Origin of the sequence: Pantoea sp. M_10, assembly GCF_008631515.1 — a bacterium.
In the GTDB taxonomy this organism is placed as follows: Bacteria; Pseudomonadota; Gammaproteobacteria; order Enterobacterales; family Enterobacteriaceae; genus Pantoea; species Pantoea anthophila.
The window spans coordinates 728,752-750,738 of sequence record NZ_VWUL01000001.1 but is presented as its reverse complement, the minus strand read 5'-3'; the positions used below and the strand labels follow the sequence as shown (position 1 = coordinate 750,738).

Sequence of the window (21,987 nt, the reverse complement as noted above, 5' to 3'; positions counted from 1 at the left end):
CGTGTCTAAGCGTCGTGTAGTTGTGACTGGTCTTGGCATGTTGTCTCCTGTCGGCAATACCGTAGAGTCTACCTGGAGTGCTCTCCTTGCCGGTCAGAGCGGCATTACCCTGATCGACCATTTTGATACCAGTGCTTATGCAACGCGTTTTGCAGGTCTGGTAAGAGATTTTAATTGTGATGATTTCATTTCGCGCAAAGATCAGCGCAAGATGGACGAATTCATCCAATACGGCATCGTGGCTGGTATTCAGGCCATGCAGGACAGCGGTCTGGTTGTGACCGAGGAAAATGCAGGCCGTATGGGCGCAGCGATTGGCTCCGGCATCGGTGGCCTGGGTCTGATTGAAGAGAATCATACCTCCCTGGTCAACGGCGGCCCGCGCAAAATCAGTCCATTCTTTGTGCCTTCAACCATCGTTAACATGGTGGCGGGTCATCTCACCATCATGTATGGCCTGAAAGGTCCGAGCATCTCTATTGCGACAGCCTGTACTTCTGGCGTCCATAACATCGGTCATGCTGCACGTATCATCGCCTATAACGATGCTGACGTGATGCTGGCAGGTGGCACAGAGAAAGCCAGTACGCCATTGGGCGTGGGCGGTTTTGGTGCTGCACGTGCGCTCTCAACCCGTAACGATAACCCGCAGGCGGCAAGCCGTCCGTGGGATAAAGATCGTGACGGTTTTGTGCTGGGCGACGGTGCCGGTATCGTGGTGCTGGAAGAGTACGAACACGCGAAAAAACGCGGCGCGAAGATCTATGCAGAAATCGTCGGTTTCGGCATGAGCAGCGACGCTTACCACATGACATCACCACCGGAAAACGGTTCTGGTGCGGCGGCAGCGATGGTCAACGCGCTGCGTGACGCTCAGCTGGATCCGGCGCAGATCGGCTACGTTAACGCGCACGGCACGTCAACGCCGGCCGGTGACAAAGCGGAAGCGCAGGCAGTGAAATCCGTGTTTGGTGCGGCGGCACAGAGCGTGATGGTCAGCTCGACTAAGTCGATGACCGGTCACCTGCTGGGTGCGGCAGGCGCGGTGGAGGCGATCTACTCGATTCTGGCGCTGCGCGACCAGGCGATTCCACCGACCATCAACCTCGACAATCCGGATGAAGGCTGCGATCTCGACTTCGTGCCTCATACCGCACGTCAGGTTACCGGCCTGGAATACACGCTGTGTAACTCCTTTGGCTTTGGCGGAACCAACGGTTCGTTGATTTTCCGTAAAGTGTAATCGGTGTTGATGCGTAAAAAGGCCCGCGATGCGGGCCTTTTTTTATCCTGCAAATGCGCTGAAATCACACGTCATCCCCGGGAGAGAACGATGTGGATTAACGGTATCAAACAATCAACGCTGGCAGCCAGCGACCGTGGCCTGCAGTTTGGCGACGGCTGCTTTACCACCGCGGCTGTGCGACAGGGTAACATTCTGCTGCTGAAGAACCACCTTCAGCGGCTCAGGCAGGGCTGCGAACGGTTATGGATCGGCGGCATTGACTGGCTTCAGCTTGAGGCTGAGATGAAACAGGCCGCGCAGGGGCAGGAGCAGGCCGTTCTGAAAGTGATTATCAGCGCCGGTAGCGGCGGACGCGGATACAGCCGGCAGGGCTGCGCCGAACCCACACGGATTGTTTCGCTCGCGCCCTGGCCGCACCATTACGCCACGTTGCAGCAGCGTGGTGTGTCTCTCAGCCTCAGTCCGGTTCGTCTGGCGCGTAATCCTCTGTTTGCCGGTATCAAACATCTTAATCGCCTGGAGCAGGTGCTGATCAGGGCTCATCTTGACCAGACAGACGCCGACGAGGCGCTGGTGCTTGACACTGAAGGTTGGGTGGTGGAATGCTGTGCGGCCAATTTATTCTGGCGTCACGGCACGCAGATTTACACCCCCGATCTGTCAGAATCGGGGGTGGATGGCATTATGCGGCGGAGTCTGATGGCACAACTCGCGGCGGCAGGTCAGGCTTGCCAGGTTATAAAAAGCGAACCGGCGCAGCTGCTGGACGCCGATGAAGTGGTGATATGTAATGCGCTGATGCCGGTTCTGCCGGTCCGACAGATAGAAGCGTCGCACTTTACTGAACGCTCGCTGTTTAATCAGTTGCTCGCAAGCTGTGAAAAGATAATGGATGCATCATGAGTCGAAGCAAAAAAATTCTCGCCGCTCTGCTGGCGATAGTGGGTCTCGCCGCGGTTGTCAGTTACTGGCAGGTTAAGCAATTTGCGGCCACCCCTTTAACACTGCATCAGGAAACGATCTACACGCTGCCTGCCGGTACGGGGCGGGTGGCGCTTGAAGCGCAGCTGGAAGAGCAGAAGATCATACCTGAGAGCATCTGGTTCGGTGCGCTGCTGAAGCTGGAGCCGGAACTGGCGACGTTTAAGGCGGGAACCTATCGCCTTGAGCCGACCATGACGGTGCGTTCGCTGTTACAGCTGCTGGCCAGCGGTAAAGAAGCCCAGTTCCCGTTGCGGTTTGTGGAAGGTCAGCGGCTGAAAGAGTGGCTGAGTGAACTGCGCAAGGCACCCTATATCCGGCATACCCTGAAAGACGATCAGTTCGCTACCGTTGCCAGCGCGCTTAAGGTGCCAGCGGATCAGCTGGAGGGCAACTTTTTCCCCGATACCTGGCTCTACACGGCGAACACCACCGATGTTTCGCTGCTGCAGCGTGCACATGAACGCATGAAAAAAACCATTGAGGAAGTGTGGCAGGGCCGGGCAGACAATCTGCCCTATAAAACGCCACAGGATCTGGTCACGATGGCCTCTATTATTGAAAAAGAGACCGCCGTCAGCGCCGAGCGTGCGCGGGTTGCGTCGGTCTTTATCAATCGTCTGCGCACCGGGATGCGACTCCAGACCGATCCCACCGTGATCTATGGCATGGGCGACAGCTACACCGGTACGCTGACCCGCAAAGATCTGGAGACGGCCAGCAGTTACAATACCTATATGATTAATGGCCTGCCCCCTGGCCCGATCGCCATACCGGGCAAAGCCTCGCTGCAGGCAGCGGCCCATCCGGAAAAAACCAACTATCTCTACTTTGTGGCGGATGGCAAGGGCGGGCATACCTTTACCACGAATCTTGCCAGCCATAATAAGGCGGTGCAGGTCTACCGGCAGACGCTTAAGGAAAAAAATGGACAGTAAGTTTATCGTCATTGAAGGCCTGGAAGGCGCCGGAAAAACCACCGCGCGCGACGCTATCGTCGCCACGCTGCGCGCCCGGGGCATCACCGATCTGGTCTTTACCCGGGAGCCAGGCGGAACGCCGCTGGCGGAACAGCTGCGGGTGCTGGTCAAGCAGGGGATTGAGGGTGAACAGGTTACCGATAAAGCGGAACTGCTGATGCTCTACGCTGCTCGGGTTCAGCTGGTGGAAACCGTGATCAAACCGGCACTGGCGCGCGGGGCCTGGGTGATCGGCGATCGTCACGATCTCTCCTCTCAGGCTTATCAGGGCGGCGGACGGGGACTCGACAGCGATCTGATGCAGACGCTGCGCAGTGCGGTACTCGGCGACTTCCGTCCGGATCTGACGCTCTATCTGGATGTGACACCTGAGATCGGTCTGCAGCGTGCCCGGGCACGCGGTGAACTGGACCGCATTGAGCAGGAGTCGCTGCGCTTCTTCGAACGCACCCGTGCGCGCTACCTGGCGCTGGCAGCCGCGGATCCGGCCATCCTCACGATTGATGCCACGCAGGCGCTGCCTGATGTGACAGCGTCACTTCAGGCAGCGCTGGATACGTGGCTGGCGGAGCAGGCGTGATGAACTGGTATCCGTGGCTGAACCAGCCTTATCGCCAGATCATCAGCCAGCATCAGGAGAATCGCGCTCACCATGCGCTGATGATCCATGCGATGACGGGCATGGGCGATGAGGCGCTGGTCTGGGGAATGAGCCGCTGGCTGATGTGTCAGCAGCCGGATGGCCTGAAAAGTTGCGGCCAGTGCCACGGTTGCCAGCTGATGCAGGCCAATACTCACCCGGACTGGTACCGGCTTGAGGCGGAGAAAGGTAAATCCACGCTGGGCATTGATGCAGTGCGGCAGGTGACAGAAAAAATGTACCACTTTGGTCAGCAGGGGGGGGCAAAAGTCGTCTGGCTGCCGGATGCGGCACAGCTTTCGGAAGCGGCGGCCAACGCCCTGCTGAAAACGCTGGAAGAGCCGCCCGCTAACAGCTGGTTCTTCCTCAGCAGCCGCGATCCGTCACGGCTGCTGGCAACGCTGCGCAGTCGCTGCATGACGCTGCACCTGACGCCACCGGATGAAGGGCAGAGCCTGATCTGGCTGAAGAAGCACGCCTCACAGGATGAAGCGATGCTGCTGGCGGCGTTACGCCTGAGCGCGGGCGCGCCTGGTGCGGCGCTGAGCCTGCTGGACACCGGGCCGTGGCAGGCCAGACAGAAGCTCTGCGACGCGCTGCCTGCGGCGTTGCAGCATGACATCCTGCAACTGCTGCCTGTGCTGAATGCAGACGATGCGGCAGCACGCATTGGCTGGCTGATTTCATTACTGCTGGACGCCATGAAATGGCAGCAGAATGCGGAGCAGTGGCTGAGCAACATCGATCGCCAGGATGTGGTGGCCTTACTGGCCAGCCACTTTTCAGCCAGCGCGCTCAACAACACGGCCCGGACCTGGATGCGCTGCCGTGAACAGCTACTGCATGTGGCGTCAGTCAACCGTGAATTATTGCTGACCGATCAGCTCCTGAGCTGGGCAGATAACCAGAAGCCCGCCCTGATCGGCTAAATCACTCTGAGAGTCTTTATGTTTATTGTCGATTCCCATTGCCATCTTGATGGCCTGGATTATGAAAAGAACCACCGTGACCTGGATGATGTGCTCGCCAAAGCGGCGGCGCGTGATGTGAAATTTATGCTGGCCATCGCCACCACGCTGCCGGGTTTTCATACCCTGAAGCAGCTGGTGGGGGAACGAAAAAACATTGCGCTCTCCTGCGGCGTACATCCGCTGAATCAGGAAGAGGCGTACGATGTTGAGGTGTTTCGCCGGCTCGCTGCCGATCCCCGCGTGGTCGCGCTGGGTGAAACCGGGCTGGATTATCACTACCAGCCTGAGACCCGGGAGCAGCAGCAGCGCTCGTTCCGGGAACATATCCGAACCGGTATTGCACTGAACAAACCGATTATTGTTCACACCCGCGATGCGCGTGACGATACGCTGGCGATCCTGCGGGAAGAGCAGGTTGAGCGCTGTGGCGGCGTGCTGCACTGCTTCACAGAGGATCAGCCTACCGCGGCTAAACTGCTGGATATGGGCTTCTACATCTCCTTCTCCGGTATCGTTACCTTCCGTAATGCCGAACAGTTACGTGAGGCCGCACGCTATGTACCGCTGGACCGGATGCTGGTCGAAACCGACTCGCCGTATCTGGCCCCGGTGCCTTATCGCGGCAAAGAGAACCAGCCCGCCTATACACGCGACGTTGCCGACTATCTGGCCGTGCTGAAAGGGGTTGATATCGAAACGCTGGCGGAGGCGACCACCCGCAACTTCTCTACGCTGTTTCATATCCCGATGAGTCAGCTCGGTGCCTGAGTCGGCCGGTTTATTTCAGTCTCTGTAATTAATCTGCAATCTTCCTGAATGACCCTGTTTTTCTGAACAGGGTCAGTTTTTTATTGCGTGTTGCAGCACTGAATTAATCAGAAATTTCGCAAATCATGCCGCTGTAATTGTTGAAACGTGATAGCCGTCAAAGTAAAAAATCGGTAATTATTTTACCCTTCGTAATAAATCAAAAGGCGGTTACCGCCACCCCGGTAAAGAATCCTCCCTCTTTACCACGCGCACTGCGCAAATATGCACTCATACTCAGGAGCTTCACGCTATGTTCAAAAATGCTTTTGCCAACCTTCAAAAGGTCGGTAAATCGCTGATGCTGCCGGTATCGGTTCTGCCGATTGCCGGGATTTTATTAGGGGTCGGTTCAGCTAATTTCAGCTGGTTACCTGCAGTAGTTTCGCATGTGATGGCAGAAGCGGGCGGCTCGGTGTTCGCCAATATGCCGCTGATTTTTGCGATTGGTGTGGCGCTGGGCTTTACCAACAATGACGGCGTTTCCGCACTGGCCGCTGTGGTCGCGTATGGCATCATGGTGAAAACCATGGCGGTCGTGGCGCCGCTGGTTCTGCATCTGCCGGCGGCAGAGATCGAGGCTAAACACCTCGCCGACACCGGGGTGCTGGGCGGAATTATCGCCGGCTCCATCGCCGCCTATATGTTTAACCGTTTTTACCGCATCAAGCTGCCTGAGTATCTGGGTTTCTTTGCCGGTAAGCGTTTTGTGCCGATTATTTCCGGCCTGGCGGCGATTGTACTGGGCGTGCTGCTCTCCTTCATCTGGCCACCGGTGGGTGCCGCGATTCAGGAGTTCTCGCAGTGGGCGGCCTATCAGAACCCGGTTGTGGCCTTTGGTATCTATGGCGTCGTAGAACGCGCTCTGGTGCCGTTTGGTCTGCATCACATCTGGAACGTGCCTTTCCAGATGCAGATTGGCGAGTACACCAACGCCGCAGGCCAGGTGTTCCACGGCGATATCCCACGCTACATGGCGGGTGACCCGACTGCCGGTAAACTCTCAGGCGGCTTCCTGTTCAAAATGTACGGCCTGCCGGCTGCTGCGATTGCTATCTGGCACTCCGCGAAACCTGAAAACCGTGCCAAAGTCGGCGGCATCATGATCTCTGCTGCGCTGACCTCGTTCCTGACCGGTATCACCGAACCGATTGAATTCTCATTCATGTTCGTGGCACCCATCCTGTATGTGATCCATGCGATTCTGGCGGGTCTGGCGTTCCCAATCTGTATCCTGCTGGGGATGCGTGATGGCACCAGCTTCTCACACGGTCTGATCGACTTTATCGTGCTGAGCGGCAACAGCAGCAAAATCTGGCTGTTCCCGATTATCGGTATCATCTACGGTCTGGTGTACTACACCCTGTTCCGCGTACTGATTGTTAAGCTGAATCTGAAAACGCCTGGCCGTGAAGAGAGCAGCAGCAGCGAGCAATCTTCTGCGACCGGCACAGAGATGGCTGGCAAACTGGTTGCCGCGTTTGGCGGTAAAGAGAACATCACTAACCTGGATGCCTGTATCACCCGTCTGCGCGTCAGCGTGGCCGATGTGGCGAAAGTGGATCAGTCAGAACTGAAAAATCTCGGCGCCCGCGGCGTGGTAGTGGCCGGTTCAGGTGTGCAGGCCATTTTCGGCACCAAGTCCGATAACCTGAAAACCGATATGGATGATTACATCCGCAGCATGTAACGAGACACGCTGATGAGAAAGCCCCGCACTGCGGGGCTTTTTTTTTATTACCACTCAGAGGTAAACCCGCAGATACTCGGTCAGACAGAGCAGCGCCATCGCCTGGCCGTACGGCATTGAGGTCAGGGGAATGTTGCGGTAGTCATCGAGATCGCTGCTCATCGCGGTGCCAAACGAAACCTGTTTCAGCTCGCCATCATCATCAATGTTGGCAATCACACCACGCAGTGCTTTTTCAGCGACCTCACGAAATTCAGCGGGCAGATAACGCTTACGGACGCCTTTCAGGATCCCATAGGCAAAGCCAGCCGTGGCAGAGGCTTCCGGATAACTGTGCGGGTCATCGAGCAGGGTGTGCCATAATCCACTGCTGTGCTGACAGGCGCTGAGTGCCCTGACCTGGCTTTCCAGCACCTGCTGCAGAAAACGACGGGTGGCGTGATGCTCAGGCCAGTCCATCATCTCCAGAAAGTCGGGGATCACTATCGTCACCCAGCTGTTGCCACGGGCCCAGCGCGCATTCGCGAAGTGATGGCGGCCGTCAAAGTTCCAGCCGTGAAACCACAAGCCGGTCCCGCGATCCATCAGATACTGGGTATGAAGCAGGAACTGATAAACCGCTTCCTCAATCCACGCGTCGCGCTTCAGCAGCTGCCCGATTTTGGCCAGCGCCATCACGCTCATCATGAGCGTATCGTCCCAGAGTTGCTGCCTGTTTTCGCTGTTATAGACAATGTGCTGCAGGCCACCCTGTTCGGTGCGCGGCATCTCATACATGACCCATTCCGCCCAGCGCTCAAGTACCGGCTTCCAGACCGGATTACCGGTCTCCTCATAGCGATAGGCCAGAGTCAGAAAAGGACAGACCGTATTGACATTTTTGGTCGGCGTGCCTTCCGCCAGCCGCTGCGAAAACCACGTATCGATAATCGACAGCGTCTGCTCATCACCGGTCTGCTGGTAGTAGTGCAGCATCCCATAGAGACCAATGCCGTGAGTCCACTCCCAGCCTGCCCAGCCTTTGGTATCAATCACACGGCCATCATCCAGCCGCAGCAAAAATTCGCCGGTTTCATCGGTGATGTTGATCAGATTTTGTGTCAGCTTCTCAATCAGCTGTACCAGTTCACGGCGCGGCAGCAGATACTCAGGCTGACGCAGCAGCGGACTCTGTTTAACGGGAAAGAGCATCATGATTTATTCCTGTTTAAGGTCGGGTTTAAAGAAGGGGAAATCAGAGAAGGGGCCGGGAGTTTGCCGGGAGCGGGCTTGTTGCGATTGAGAAAGCCAATATTATTGTTACCCCACAGATTCTCATAGGGCATGCCCGCCAGCGTTTCAACGATCCTGCGCGCGTCCGGGGTGATACTTTCCGGCACGATACGGCCCGCCTCACGCATTTTCTGCGTCTCCTGACGCAGCACAGTATGGGTCTGCAGATTCAGCCTGAAGCGCAGTGACACCATAAAACCGCAGGCCAGAACGGCGACGGTGCCGATGCTCAGAATCGCCAGGATGGTGTGGCTGACCCCGGGTAACTGCGTCGACTGACCTGAGACAAAGCCCGAGAGTTGCAGAATGATGCCAACCAGCATCACCGCCCCCGCCTGCGATGCTTTCCGCGTCAGCGTCATGATGCCGGCAAAAATCCCTTCCCGTCGCTGACCGGTGATCACCTCATCCACGTCGGCGATATAGGTGTAGGTGTTCCACGGCACATAATTGATGCCGCCACGTCCCAGCCCAGCCAGGGCAGAGACGGCGAGCAGCAGTGACATGTTGTCGTTCAGGCCGGCATACCACAATCCGGCATAGGAGAGCGCTGCCAGGGCGAACAGGAGAGCCACCATACGGTAGGCGGGCGCAGGACCAAGACGGATGCAAAGCGGGATCATCACCATTACCGCGATGAACTGCAGCACCGCCATCGTGCCCATCAGGCTTGAGGCGACCTGGGCGCTCTGAATCAGCACAAATACTACATACCAGGTAAAGACAGCGTTAAAGATATCCTGAGCGATATAGCCACCGAGATACATGCCAAGGTGCTGGCGGAAGATGCGGATGCGCAGGGTAGAAGCCAGCTCAACGTAGAGCCGTTTCAGGCTCTGCCGGAGCGTCAGTTGCTGTTTTTCCAGGCCGGCCCGGCGCGGCTCCGCGGAAAAATCATCAGGATGACGCTCCCAGGTAAAACACCACACCAGTGTCAGCACCAGCGCACAGATGACGGAGAAGACCAGACTGGCGTAGAAAAAGGAGAGAGGGTTATCTTTTCCCAGCCAGCCCAGCAAAAGGCCAGGCAAAAACGCTGCCAGTATGGCCGACAGCTGTGCCAGCCCGATGCGCGCGCCTGAAAAGTGCGTTTTTTCTCTGAAATCGTCCGTCATTTCCGGGACCAGCGTTTCATAAGGCACCAGGATCATGGTGTAGACGATGTCAAACAGCAGATAAGTGGAGAGATACCACCAGAAACTCATGTCGCTGACCCACATCAGGCTGTAACTGAACACCGCGGGAATGCCGAGCAGGATAAAGAATTTGCGGCGGCCAAAGCGTTTACCCAGTCGGGTAGAGCCGAAATTATCGGTGATAAACCCCATCAGCGGACTGACTATTGCATCCAGAACGCGGGCGGCGGCGAAAATCAGGGTGGCCTGAATCGGGGTCAATCCACAAAAGGTGGTGTAAAAATAGAGCAACCAGGCGGCAGTCAGTGCCGTCGTGCCGGCTCCAAGAAAATCTCCAGAACCATAGGCCAGATAGTGGCCCGGACCAATTTTACGTGAGCGCATAGCAGAGGCTCCTTGAGGTTGTATGGCGGTTAACTCTGGTGACGCCGGACATCTCAACCGGACTGGTTAGCAAAGTAGAACTGACCGGAGGGGTAAACCTTCGCGATTTGGCAAGGGATGGCGCCAGGATGGCAACCAGATGAAGAAAAGGGGGGCGAAACTCTTATTTATGAAACAGCGTTTCATTTTTATAATGAGGCGGTGGTCAGCAGGACCAGCAAAACGGCATACTGGCCTCGACGATAGCGCGCTGCTGCAAAGGCAGGCTGACAAAACAAGAAAAGTGGCACCGAGGTTGAAAGAAAACAAATTTCTCCCTCATACTGCTTGATTACGACTCATGCTAAAGGAATTGCACCATGGCTGAAGAAACCATTTTTAGTAAAATTATCCGCCGCGAAATCCCCGCTGATGTGGTTTATCAGGATGAGCTGGTCACTGCCTTCCGCGACATTTCGCCCAAAGCCCCGACCCATATCCTGATCGTGCCGAATGTACTGATCCCGACGGTTAACGAGGCGGAAGCGGCGCATGAACATGCGCTGGGCCGCATGTTCACCACCGCGGCGAAAATCGCCCGTCAGGAAGGCATCGATCAGAATGGTTATCGGCTGATTGTGAACTGCAATCAACATGGGGGTCAGGAGGTTTATCATATTCACATGCATCTGCTGGGTGGCGAACCGCTGGGCCCGATGCTTTCAAACTGAACTGACAACGGAAACGTGCTATGCGATCCTGGCTGACTGGCCTGCCGATCCTGCTCTGCCTGACGGCCTGTAGCAGTGATAAACCGATGATCAATACCTCGCAATCGCTGGTGATGGAGTCCTCTGTGCTGTCGGCAGGGATCATCACCGATGAGCCGACGCTGGATGAGAACGATGGGCTGAAACGCGCCACCAGCGTGCTCTATAATCAGCGCGAAACCCCGGTCATTGTGCACTATCGTTACTACTGGTATGACGACAAGGGGCTGGAAATCACCCCGCAGGAACCGGCGCAGACCGTCACCGTTCCGGCACAGGGGAGCATTGTCGCCACATCGCAACTGGGTAACCTGACTGCCAGCAAGGTTCGTCTCTATCTCTATCTTTAAGGATTTTCGACGTGATACGCAGTATTAATCGTACCGGAGCGCTCCTGATGGCGCTCATTCTCACCGGCTGTGTCGTGAAGCAGCAGCAGCCCGCCACGGTTGAACCGACCCAGCCTTCTGAGCCGGTGCAGCCCGTTCCGCAACCTGAACCGGTGCCGCAACCGCAGCCACAGCCGGTGCCGCAGCCACCGAAGCTGGTGACCATCAACTGGGACGCCAGCGTTCAGCCGCTGGTGGCGCAGATGCTGCAGGCGACCAGCGCCGAGCCAGGCAGCGTGCTGCTGGTGGATCGGATTAAAAACAGCACCAACGGATCGCTGCAAAGCGAGAAAGCCACGGCGGCGATCCAGAATGCGCTGAACAACAACGGCAAATTCACTCTGGTTTCAGCCGATCAACTGGCACAGGCCAAGCAGGCGCTGGGTTTGTCGCCGGATGACAGCCTGAACTCGCGCAGTAAAGCGATTGGCCTGGCACGCAATGTTAACGCGCAGTATGTGCTTTACAGCAATGCACGCGGCGATGTGAAAGCGCCGACCCTGCAGATGCAGCTGATGCTAGTGCAGACCGGCGAAATCATCTGGTCTGGCAACGGCATTGCACAGCATTGATTCCGCATTTTCGCGGATGATTCATCAGGTCACCGGCGAGCCAGAGAGGACGACATCGCTTCCGCTCGCCGGGCTGACCGGGCACAGTCAGAAAATCGTCAGCCCGCGTGGTCTCTTTATCGCGCGGGCGGCACCTCAGCCGCCGATTCCCTTTGTTGACCGGCAGCGCGAGTTTCGTCTGTTACGAAAACTGCGCGCCAGCGGAGTGGCCCCTCAGCCCGTTGCAGGCCACCGGCAGGGGAATGTGCTGAGCTGGTGTCCTGGCGAGGCGCTGGATGAACAGCGCTTCAGCCAGCAGCGTCCGCAGATTGTCACTCTGCTTCAACAGCTGCACCAGCAGCCGCTGACCGGCTACCGTCTGTCGCTGCTGCCGCTGCTCTGGCGGTACTGGCAGCAGGTTCCTCAGCGCAATCATCGCTGGCTGCGGGCGCTCCGGCGGCTGACGCAGCAGGGCGAACCTCAGCCGCTGAGGCTGGCACCGCTGCACATGGACGTGCATGCCGGGAATATTATCCAGGGTGAGACAGGGCTGCATCTGATTGACTGGGAATATGCCGCGGATGGTGATGTGGCGCTGGAGCTGGCCGCACTCTGCGCCAGCGATCCGCAAAACCAGGCTGACTGGCTGGCCGACTATGCTGCGGAAATGCGGCTGCCGCCTGATGCCCTGGTAAAGCAGGTCAGACGCTGGCAGCCCTGGCTGCGGTTACTGATAGCCAGCTGGTATCAGCTCCGTGCCGCTCAGTGTGACGATGAAGCACTACAACAGATGGCTCGACAGAGCTGGCAACAGATTTAATCGCGTCACGCAGAGGCGTAACGCTACAGGATTCAGGTTATGAAATCACATTTACCCGGCCCACTGATGCTCGACGTTGAGGGTTATGAACTGGATGGCGAAGAGCGCGACATCCTGCAGCATCCGCTGGTCGGCGGTTTGATATTATTTGCCCGCAATTATCACGATCCCGCTCAGCTGGCCGAGCTGGTGCGCCAGATTCGCGCCGCCTCGCACACCCGGCTGGTGGTTGCGGTGGATCAGGAGGGGGGGCGCGTGCAGCGATTCCGCGACGGCTTCACCCAGCTGCCCGCCATGCAATCTTTTGCCGCCCTTCACGACGCAGAGCGCGCCGGTGAGATGGCACAGCAGGCAGGATGGCAGATGGCGGCAGAGATGATCGCGATGGACATCGACATCAGCTTCGCGCCGGTGCTTGATGTGGGTCATATCAGCGCCGCGATTGGCGACCGCGCTTTCCATGACGATCCGGCTATCGCGCTTGCCGTCGCCCGTCGTTTTATCGCCGGGATGCATGAGGCGGGCATGAAAACCACCGGGAAACATTTTCCGGGGCACGGTGCGGTCAGTGCCGATTCGCACAAAGAGACCCCGCGCGATCCGCGCGATGAAAAAACGCTGCGTGAACATGACATGGCGATCTTCAGCCAGCTGATAACCGAGCAGGCGCTGGATGCCATTATGCCCGCGCATGTCATCTACACCGACGTGGACCCGCTGCCTGCCAGTGGTTCGCCTTACTGGCTGAAAACCGTCCTGCGCGAGCAGCTGGGCTTCAACGGCGTGATTTTCTCCGACGATCTCTCGATGGAAGGTGCCGCGGTCATGGGCAGCTATCCTGAGCGGGCACAGCAGTCTCTCTCTGCCGGTTGCGACATGATTCTGGTCTGCAATCAGCGTCAGGGGGCTATCAGTGTGCTCGATAACCTGATCCCGGTCGGGTCAGAGCGGGTAACGCAGCTGTATCATCAGGGCAGATTGACCCGCGATGCGCTGCAGGCAACGTCTCGCTGGAAAGAGAATGCCCGGCAACTGAGTGCACTTCAGGAACGCTGGCTGGCTCATAAAGCGTCGTGGTAAGGAGGGATTGCCCGGCGCTATCGATACCTTGAGGATTAACATGATCATCTATCTGCACGGTTTTGATTCAAACAGTCCAGGCAATCACGAAAAAGTGCTGCAACTGCAGTTTATCGACCCTGATGTCAGGTTGATCAGTTATAGCACCCGCCATCCTAAACATGACATGCAGTTTCTGCTGAAAGAGACGGACAAAATGCTGACCCTGTCTGACGATGACCGTCCGCTGATTTGCGGTGTCGGGCTGGGCGGCTACTGGTCAGAACGCATCGGATTTTTATGTGGCATCCGGCAGGCGATCTTCAACCCTAACCTGTTTCCGCAGGAGAACATGGAAGGGAAGATCGACCGGCCAGAGGAGTATCAGGACATCGCCACGAAATGCGTCAGTGACTTTCGCGAGCGTAACCGCGATCGCTGCCTGACTTTTCTTTCCCGTCAGGATGAGGCGCTGGATACGCAGCGCATCGCCAGTGAGCTGCATCCCTTTTATCAGATTGTCTGGGACGAGACGGAAGGGCACAAATTCAAAAATATATCCCCACACCTTCAGCGGATAAAAGCCTTTAAAACAGCAGGTTAAGCAGAGCAGGCACCGCAGGGTGCCTGTTTTCATTGCGTAATTCTCTGAGTTTTATTCGTCTTCTTTGATGTATATCAATATTCTTATGTCCTCCTCTTCCTGCCATGCTATTCTGCCAGCAGATTGCGATTTTTAACTTCGCCAACCCTATGTTTATTAAGGTTTAATTTAACCTTTAGTTAACTTTTGGTTCACAATTTGAGGGGGTCTTTGTTGACTACATCTGTTAAGAAAATTGTTATCGTCGGCGGGGGAGCAGGCGGCCTGGAAATGGCGACGCAGCTGGGCCATAAACTGGGCCGTAAAAAGAAGGCCGAGATTATTCTGGTCGATCGCAACCACAGTCATTTGTGGAAGCCGCTGCTGCATGAAGTGGCGACCGGCTCGATGGACGAAGGCATTGATGCACTGAGCTATCTGGCCCATGCCCGCAATCACGGTTTCGAGTTCCAGCTGGGATCGCTCACCGATATTGATCGCAGCCGTAAAGTGATCCGCCTGGCCGAAGTGCTTGATGCGCACGGTGAAGTGCTGGTGCCACAGCGCGAAGTGGCCTATGACCAGCTGGTTATGGCGCTGGGCAGCACCTCCAATGACTTCGGCACGCCTGGCGTGAAAGATCACTGTATCTTCCTGGATAACCCGCATCAGGCGCGTCGTTTCCACAATGAGATGCTCAACCTGTTTCTGAAGTTCTCTGCCAGCGAAGGTAAGGTCGAGAAAGTGAATATCGCCATTGTGGGCGGCGGCGCAACGGGCGTTGAGCTCTCAGCCGAACTGCACAACGCGGTGAAACAGCTGCACAGCTACGGATTTAAAGGTCTGGGACGCGAAGCGCTGAACGTGACGCTGGTTGAGGCGGGCGAGCGCATTCTGCCTGCACTGCCACCGCGCATCTCTGCCGCCGCCCATCAGGAGCTCACCAAGCTGGGCGTGCGGGTACTGACACAGACTATGGTGACCAGTGCCGAGCGCAACGGTCTTAACACCAAAGGCGGTGAGTTTATCGAAGCCGATCTGATGGTCTGGGCGGCGGGCATCAAAGCACCAGACTTCCTGAAAGAGATTGGCGGACTGGAAACGAACCGTATCAACCAGCTGGTGGTGAAAGAGACACTGCAGACTACGCTGGATGATGACATCTATGCGATTGGCGACTGCGCCTCCTGCGCCCTGCCGGGTGGCGGATTTGTCCCGCCACGTGCTCAGTCGGCGCACCAGATGGCTTCACGCGCGATGGAAAATATCCTGGCGCAGCGTCACGGTAAACCGCTGAAAGCCTATGTCTATAAAGATCATGGCTCGCTGGTGTCGCTTTCCCGCTTCAGTACCGTCGGCAGCCTGATGGGCAACCTGATGCGCGGTTCCATGATGGTGGAAGGGCGCATTGCGCGCTTTGTCTACATCTCTCTCTATCGTATGCACCAGATCGCACTGCACGGCTACTTTAAAACCGGCCTGATGATGCTGGTCGGCAGCATCAACCGGGTGATCCGTCCGCGGCTTAAGCTGCACTGATTCGCCACAGGCGAGTACCGTTTTGCTATCAGCCCCTCATGGCAGGGGGCTTTTTTTGCTTTTTACATGACCTGATTAAACCGACCCGCGATGATAAAAAGAGAGGGAAGTGTACAGGTGAATAATGGCCTGACACGCATCCTGGTTCCGGCATAGTCGAATAAAAGGTTATCAGGTTGCATAATAATTAATATTTTCATTACCTGCGTTGTTGTTTGAGGGTTATTTCAGGCATTTCCAGCGCACGCGGCAGGTTGTTTTTTCTGACATTAAATCATTAAATAACGGCTGTGCTGTTGCAGACTTCTCTCTTCGTTAACGTCATTAATCAACGGAATGGTCTGAATAAATTCGCCGGTTAACGTAAATTATAGCCTGACGCTTTATGCCGTCATGGCCAGAATTTCTCGGATCAAATCTGACGCGCGTTAAATAATGGCCTGCCTGTTTTTCTGACAGGCAACCGGCCATGCAAGCGTCCTGCACGGATCATGTGAATAAATTCCTGTCCGACACAGGCGGTGAGGCAGGCAGCATTGTCTTTCTGTCCGATGTGGGTAATTCAGGGAATGAAGTCCTGCGCCTGGCGCAGGGAAATAAGGTATGAAATTATTAAAAGGATGATTCAGATGAAAAGCAAAATTACCCTCATGGCAGTGCTCTGTGCAGGGCTGTTAGCCGGCAATACTGCGCTGGCAAATAACCACACCGTCTCCATCGGCTATGCTCAAAGCAAAGTTGAAGACTTTAAAAATCTACGCGGCGTTAACGTTCAGTATCGCTATGAGTGGGACTCGCCTCTCAGCGTGATTGGCTCATTCAGCTACCTGAAAGGCGATGAAAGTTTTTCAGAGCGCGAAGATTTTTATGGTGATATCAGCGGATATGACGGCAAAACCAAAGTGAAATATTATTCACTCATGGCAGGTCCGGCCTATCGCCTCAATGACTATGTCAGTCTTTATGCATTGATTGGTGCTGCCCATACCAAAGTGGATGAGAACGTGACCTACCTCGATGGCTGGTCCGAAAAATACAGCGAAAATAAAACTTCTCTGGCCTGGGGCGCAGGTATTGTCGTGAATCCAGTCAGCAACTTCTCGGTAAGTGTTGGCTATGAAGGCACTCGCGTGAAATATAGTGAAGATGTTGCCATCAATGGTTTTAACATCGGTATCGGTTATCGTTTCTGAGCCACCTTTGGTTCTCTGACCCCGGTCCTCTGGCCGGGGTTATTCCACATTCACCCCGATAAACAACGTTCAGACGCCAGACGCGCGCCCTGTATTACCGGATAACGCCGGTGCCTGACAGTGTGCAGCGTGTTTTCTTTTATCCTATTGATTTAAATAGATTTATCCATAGCCTGTAAAAGCGGATACTGCTGCTTTTCTCTCCTCAGAACTCTCCTAAAAACTGGTCCTGAAAGCAAAGTGACCGATTTCCTCCATTTATCTGATGTTGCAATTTCGGTCCATCTGTAAAACTTCATCCCAACAAACACGGCGAGTCGCGCACGTCGGTTATGCCTCAGTTAACGAGGATGCTTTACGGCAGGAATGCGCGGTAACACTTTTCAGGAGGACTTCCTGTGAATAAATCAATGTTAGCGGGTATCGGTATTGGTGTGGCAGCAGCACTGGGTGTTGCCGCCGTAGCAGGCATGAACGTGTTTGATCGCGGTCCTCAATACGCTCAGGTACTGGCTGCAACGCCAATCAAAGAGAGCATCAGACAGCCACGTCAGGAGTGCCGAAACGTCACGCTGACGCATCGCCGGGCGGTTCAGGATGAGAACCGTATTGCTGGCTCGGTGTTGGGTGCAGTAGCCGGGGGCGTGTTAGGTCACCAGTTTGGTGGCGGACGCGGCAGGGACGTGGCAACCGTCGCAGGTGCGTTAGCGGGCGGTTATGCCGGTAATCAGGTCCAGGGCGGACTGCAGGATCGGGATACCTACACCACAACCGAGCAGCGCTGCAAAACAGTTTACGACAAACAAGAGAAACAACTGGGATATGACGTGACCTATAAAATAGGCGACCAGCAGGGCAAAATCCGTATGGAGAATGATCCTGGCACCCGTATTCCACTGGACCGCAATGGTCAGCTGATCCTTAACGGCGACCAGGCGTAATTGGGCAAAGCTTTGCCGCACTCGCGGCCACACAGCACGACGTAATAAAAAAGGCGCATCTCAGGATGCGCCTTTTTTCATGGCGTTCTGCGCGCCTCGCCGGAAAACGGGCGAGGCGCGGAAGAACCGGTTACGCCTGATGCTCAGCCAGTTGTGAAACGAAGCTCTGGACCCAATCCATACGAATCTTTCTTTCCGTCAGCTCACGCGTGAACCGGAGCCGTGTCGGGCCATCCAGCTTCCACTGCTGAGGCTCTTTCTGCAGCAGGCTGATCAGCCAGGCCGGATCCACCTTGTTCTGCGGCGCAAAATCGAAATAGCCGCCTTTATCGCTGGCTTCAATCTTGCGCAGCCCCACCGCGCGGGCCTTCAGCCGGATGATAGCGACATCCAGCAGATTGCGCGCCGGATCGGGCAGCAGGCCAAAGCGGTCGATCATCTCCACTTTCAGCTCCTGCAGCTCCTCTTCCGCTTCCGCGCTGGCGATGCGCTTATAGAGCGACAGACGGGTGCTGACATCCGGTATAAAGGTCTCCGGCAGCAGCGCGGGCATCCGCAGTTCTACCTCGGTCTGATTGCTGGTGAGATCCTCCAGTGAAGGTTCACGCCCCGCTTTCAGCGCATCGACGGCGTTCTCCAGCAGTTCCATGTAGAGCGTGAAGCCCAGCGTCTCCATCTGACCGCTCTGCTCATCACCCAGCAGTTCACCGGCGCCGCGGATCTCCAGATCGTGCGTTGCCAGCGCAAAACCGGCCCCCAGATCTTCGAGCGAGGCGATCGCCTCCAGTCGCTTATGCGCGTCGGTGGTCATCGCCTTCGGATGTGGCGTTAACAGCCAGGCATAAGCCTGATGGTGCGAACGCCCGACGCGACCGCGCAACTGATGCAGCTGCGCCAGGCCAAAGTGGTCGGCCCGCTCGATGATGATGGTGTTAGCGGTCGGAATATCGATCCCGGTTTCGATGATAGTGGTGCAGACCAGCACGTTGAAACGCTGATGATGGAAATCGTTCATCACCCGTTCCAGCTCGCGCTCACGCATCTGTCCGTGGCCAATTGCCACCCGTGCCTCCGGCACCAGTTCGCTGAGACGCTGTGCCGCTTTCTCAATATTTTCGACGTCGTTGTAGAGGTAGTAGACCTGGCCGCCACGCAGAATCTCACGCAGGATCGCTTCGCGGATCACCAGATCATCATATTCGCGCACAAAGGTTTTCACCGCTAAGCGGCGGGCAGGCGGTGTGGCGATAATGGAGAGATCGCGCATGCCGCTCATCGCCATATTCAGGGTACGCGGAATAGGCGTGGCGGTCAGGGTCAGGATATCCACGTCGGCCCGCATCGCCTTGATGCGCTCTTTGTGACGCACCCCGAAACGGTGCTCCTCATCGACAATCAGCAGACCCAGATCGTGCCATTTCAGATCGCTCATCAGCAGCTTATGCGTGCCGATCAGGATGTCGATTTTGCCTTCGCTGGCCTGTTCCAGCACCTGCGCCTGCTCTTTCGCGGTGCGGAAGCGGGACAGCATCTCAATGCGCACCGGCCAGTTGGCGAAGCGATCGCGGAAGTTATCGTAGTGCTGCTGCGCCAGCAGGGTAGTCGGCACCAGCACGGCAACCTGCTTGTGGTTCTCAATAGCCAGAAACGCGGCACGCATGGCCACTTCCGTTTTACCGAAGCCCACATCACCACATACCAGGCGGTCCATCGCCAGCGGCTGACACATATCGCTCAGCACCGCGTTGATGGCCTGAGCCTGATCGGGGGTGGTCTCAAACGGGAAGCTTTCGCAGAACAGCTGATACTGTTCGCGGTCATGCTTAAAGGCAAAACCGGTTTTGGCGGCGCGCTGCGCATAGATGTCCAGCAGCTCCGCCGCCACGTCGCGCACTTTTTCAGCGGCTTTCTGCCGTGCGCGCGACCAGGCGTCGCTGCCCAGTTTGTGCAGCGGCGCGTTTTCGTCAGCCCCACCGGCATAGCGGCTAATCAGATGCAGCGAGGAGACCGGCACGTAAAGTTTGGCGTCGTTCGCGTAGGAGAGCATCAGGTATTCCGCCTGGATGCCACCCGCTTCCAGCGTGGTCAGGCCGATATAGCGGCCCACGCCGTGCTCCAGATGCACCACCGGCTGACCGGGATGCAGCTCCGCCAGGTTACGGATAAGGATATCCGGGTTAATGGTGCGGCGGGTATCCTGACGGCGACGGCTGACGCGTTCGCCCAGCAGATCGCTTTCGCAAATCAGCGCCCGGTTCCCCACGGTGTCGATAAAACCCCGTTCGCTGGCCCCGATCATCAGGCTGAAACGATCCTCACCGGTCTCATCGAAGCGATGCACCGGCTGAGGACGCAGTTTGATGCGTGCCAGCAGCTCCTGCAGGCTTTCCCGGCGGCCCTCACTTTCAACCGAGAACACCACGGCACCACTAAAGGTGTCGATAAACTGACGCAGCGGGTCAAGGGGCGCTTTTGCCTGGGCCTGAACGGCCACATCCGGCAGCGGGGTATAACCGAGATTGGTGTTGGCGGCTTTCGCCGGCAGCACCTCATTGGTCATGGAGATGCGCGGCCAGGCTTTCAGCTCGCCCATGAGACCGTCCGGACGCAGCCACAGGGTGGCTGGCTCCAGCAGCGGACGCATCGGATCGACGCGACGATTCTCGTAACGCGCCTCCGCATCCTGCCAGAAGCGGGTGGCACTGCCTTCCAGGTCGCCGCAGTTCACAATCAGGGTGTTGTCAGGCAGATAGCTGAACAGGCTGGGCAGAGGCTGCTCAAAAAACAGCGGTTGCCAGTATTCGATGCCCGCCGGGAGCGTGCCTTTGCTGACCTGCTGATAGATATGCTCCGACTCGCGGCGCACGTCGAAGATCTCGCGCCAGCGGCTGCGGAACAGCTCGATGGCTGCCTTGTCGCTGGGAAATTCATGCGCGGGCAGCAGATTGATTTCCGGCACCGCTTCCAGCGTACGCTGACTGTCAACGTCGAACAGACGCAGGCTGTCAATCTCATCATCAAAGAAGTCGATGCGGTAGGGCTGATCGCTGCCCATCGGGAACAGGTCGAGCAGGGCGCCGCGCGTCGCGTATTCACCGTGCTCCATCACCTGGTCGACATGGCGGTAACCCGCCTGCTCAAGCTGGTCGCGCAGCCTGTCGCGCGACAGTTTTTGTCCCTGTTTCATCACCAGCGCATGACCGTGCAGGAAGCTGTGCGGGCAGACGCGCTGCATCAGCGTATTGACCGGCATAATCAGCAACCCGCGCTGCATCACCGGCAGCTGGTAAAGGGTCGACAGGCGGGAGGAGATAATATCCTGATGCGGTGAAAAGCTGTCGTAGGGCAGCGTTTCCCAGTCGGCGAGATGGGCCACTGGCAGATCGGTAAACTGGCGGATTTCATCCAGCAGACGCAGGGCGGTTTGGGTATCGGGCGTAATCATTAACACCGGACCGGCATGTCGCTCGGTAATGCTGGCACACTCTACCGCGTGCGCAGCGCCGATAAGCTGACCAAGCTGCCGGTGATCGCCGGATTTAACGGGCAGGGTATAACGAGTCTGTTCGGGCATGGGATCTCGGGGTTGCTCCATTTTTCCAGGACGTAATCATTCCATATTATGTCAGGGGGATCACCTTTGCGGCACAATTTTCCTGCCGCGCCGCGCTGAACCCGAATCGGGCAGTGCTTACCGGGTGTCAGCGGTAACGCAGCGGCTAAAAAGAGAATAGACGGAGTCGGGCGGGGGGATCGGAAAAAACCGCCGTCGCCATGCAGCGACGGGGTTAAACGGGCATTTATTTTATGGATTGCTGTGTGTAATGCATGCGTGGGCGGTCGATATTCGCCCAGGATAACTCCTGCTCAGGATGAAAACTGAGGTTGCCGTCGTCCCACTTTACGTAGTAGCCAGCCGATGCCGCTCCCTGCTCAAAGACGTTGATAATCTCGCCCCGGATCTCCCCGGATTGATGTTTCACGATGCTGCCTTTGGGAAATCTGAACATGATCGCTACCTCTGTGGCCGGGCGATAACCTCGCTTCTTATCCTGT

General features: G+C 56.7%; 20 protein-coding genes. 16 read left to right on the top strand and 4 right to left on the bottom strand.

The annotated features are described in order from the left end of the window. Nucleotide 1 precedes the first annotated feature (1 nt). The 7 genes from fabF to ptsG all read left to right on the top strand — a co-directional run bounded on the left by fabF (nt 2) and on the right by ptsG (nt 7,315). Nucleotides 2–1,243 (top strand): beta-ketoacyl-ACP synthase II, encoded by a 1,242-nt coding sequence (gene fabF, locus F3I47_RS03555; protein WP_009090861.1) that lies wholly within the window; start codon nt 2–4, stop codon nt 1,241–1,243. Between the two features lie 90 nt (nt 1,244–1,333). Then, complete coding sequence (gene pabC / locus F3I47_RS03550) at nt 1,334–2,149, top strand: aminodeoxychorismate lyase (RefSeq protein WP_111207927.1); 816 nt, start codon at nt 1,334–1,336, stop codon at nt 2,147–2,149. Continuing rightward, on the top strand, nt 2,146–3,165 hold the full coding sequence (mltG, locus tag F3I47_RS03545; RefSeq protein WP_058957497.1) for an endolytic transglycosylase MltG: 1,020 nt from the start codon (nt 2,146–2,148) through the stop codon (nt 3,163–3,165). Before pabC ends, mltG begins: the two co-directional genes overlap by 4 nt. After that, the gene (gene tmk, locus F3I47_RS03540; RefSeq protein ID WP_009090858.1) at nt 3,155–3,787 is read left to right on the top strand and encodes a dTMP kinase; all 633 of its coding nucleotides are present in this window, start codon (nt 3,155–3,157) and stop codon (nt 3,785–3,787) included. Before mltG ends, tmk begins: the two co-directional genes overlap by 11 nt. Further along, on the top strand, nt 3,787–4,776 hold the full coding sequence (gene holB / locus F3I47_RS03535; protein ID WP_140028338.1) for a DNA polymerase III subunit delta': 990 nt from the start codon (nt 3,787–3,789) through the stop codon (nt 4,774–4,776). Before tmk ends, holB begins: the two co-directional genes overlap by 1 nt. 18 nt (nt 4,777–4,794) lie before the next feature. After that, entirely contained in the window at nt 4,795–5,586 is a 792-nt protein-coding gene (locus tag F3I47_RS03530) for a metal-dependent hydrolase (protein ID WP_150029674.1), read from the top strand. Nucleotides 5,587–5,878: 292 nt separating this feature from the next. Then, entirely contained in the window at nt 5,879–7,315 is a 1,437-nt protein-coding gene (gene ptsG, locus F3I47_RS03525) for a PTS glucose transporter subunit IIBC (RefSeq protein ID WP_009090856.1), read from the top strand. A gap of 54 nt (nt 7,316–7,369) precedes the next feature. Here ptsG and F3I47_RS03520 read toward each other — a convergent pair whose 3' ends face one another. Further along, the gene (locus F3I47_RS03520) at nt 7,370–8,509 is read right to left on the bottom strand and encodes a glycoside hydrolase family 105 protein (protein WP_150029673.1); all 1,140 of its coding nucleotides are present in this window, start codon (nt 8,507–8,509) and stop codon (nt 7,370–7,372) included. Next, on the bottom strand, nt 8,506–10,107 hold the full coding sequence (locus tag F3I47_RS03515; RefSeq protein WP_150029672.1) for an MFS transporter: 1,602 nt from the start codon (nt 10,105–10,107) through the stop codon (nt 8,506–8,508). Before F3I47_RS03515 ends, F3I47_RS03520 begins: the two co-directional genes overlap by 4 nt. A 359-nt stretch (nt 10,108–10,466) precedes the next feature. Here F3I47_RS03515 and hinT point away from each other — a divergent pair, with 359 nt between their 5' ends. From hinT to F3I47_RS03470, 9 genes are all read left to right on the top strand, one after another. Further along, nucleotides 10,467–10,817 carry a purine nucleoside phosphoramidase gene (hinT, locus tag F3I47_RS03510; RefSeq protein ID WP_009090851.1) on the top strand — a complete coding sequence of 117 codons (351 nt, stop codon included), beginning with the start codon at nt 10,467–10,469 and terminating at the stop codon, nt 10,815–10,817. 20 nt (nt 10,818–10,837) lie between these two features. Continuing rightward, entirely contained in the window at nt 10,838–11,206 is a 369-nt protein-coding gene (locus F3I47_RS03505) for a YcfL family protein (RefSeq protein ID WP_009090849.1), read from the top strand. An 11-nt stretch (nt 11,207–11,217) separates the two neighbouring features. After that, entirely contained in the window at nt 11,218–11,817 is a 600-nt protein-coding gene (gene lpoB / locus F3I47_RS03500; protein WP_009090848.1) for a penicillin-binding protein activator LpoB, read from the top strand. A gap of 16 nt (nt 11,818–11,833) precedes the next feature. Then, nucleotides 11,834–12,616: a thiamine kinase gene (gene thiK, locus F3I47_RS03495; RefSeq protein WP_150029751.1), complete on the top strand. Its 783-nt coding sequence runs from the start codon at nt 11,834–11,836 to the stop codon at nt 12,614–12,616. Nucleotides 12,617–12,655: 39 nt separating this feature from the next. Then, entirely contained in the window at nt 12,656–13,696 is a 1,041-nt protein-coding gene (nagZ, locus tag F3I47_RS03490; RefSeq protein ID WP_058957492.1) for a beta-N-acetylhexosaminidase, read from the top strand. Nucleotides 13,697–13,736: 40 nt separating this feature from the next. Continuing rightward, nucleotides 13,737–14,279, top strand: coding sequence for an alpha/beta hydrolase YcfP (ycfP, locus tag F3I47_RS03485; RefSeq protein WP_046101607.1), 543 nt, complete (start codon nt 13,737–13,739; stop codon nt 14,277–14,279). Nucleotides 14,280–14,492: 213 nt separating this feature from the next. Beyond that, nucleotides 14,493–15,797, top strand: a complete 1,305-nt coding sequence (locus tag F3I47_RS03480; protein WP_009090841.1) for an NAD(P)/FAD-dependent oxidoreductase — start codon at nt 14,493–14,495, stop codon at nt 15,795–15,797. Nucleotides 15,798–16,426: 629 nt separating this feature from the next. Then, nucleotides 16,427–16,990 carry an Ail/Lom family outer membrane beta-barrel protein gene (locus tag F3I47_RS03475; RefSeq protein WP_150029671.1) on the top strand — a complete coding sequence of 188 codons (564 nt, stop codon included), beginning with the start codon at nt 16,427–16,429 and terminating at the stop codon, nt 16,988–16,990. Nucleotides 16,991–17,388: 398 nt separating this feature from the next. Continuing rightward, nucleotides 17,389–17,931 (top strand): glycine zipper 2TM domain-containing protein, encoded by a 543-nt coding sequence (locus F3I47_RS03470; protein WP_009090837.1) that lies wholly within the window; start codon nt 17,389–17,391, stop codon nt 17,929–17,931. A gap of 130 nt (nt 17,932–18,061) precedes the next feature. On the opposite strand, the gene mfd is transcribed toward F3I47_RS03470, so the two are convergent. Beyond that, nucleotides 18,062–21,505: a transcription-repair coupling factor gene (gene mfd / locus F3I47_RS03465; RefSeq protein ID WP_009090836.1), complete on the bottom strand. Its 3,444-nt coding sequence runs from the start codon at nt 21,503–21,505 to the stop codon at nt 18,062–18,064. Nucleotides 21,506–21,731: 226 nt separating this feature from the next. After that, complete coding sequence (locus F3I47_RS03460; protein WP_009090835.1) at nt 21,732–21,941, bottom strand: hypothetical protein; 210 nt, start codon at nt 21,939–21,941, stop codon at nt 21,732–21,734. Between the last annotated feature and the right edge of the window lie 46 nt (nt 21,942–21,987).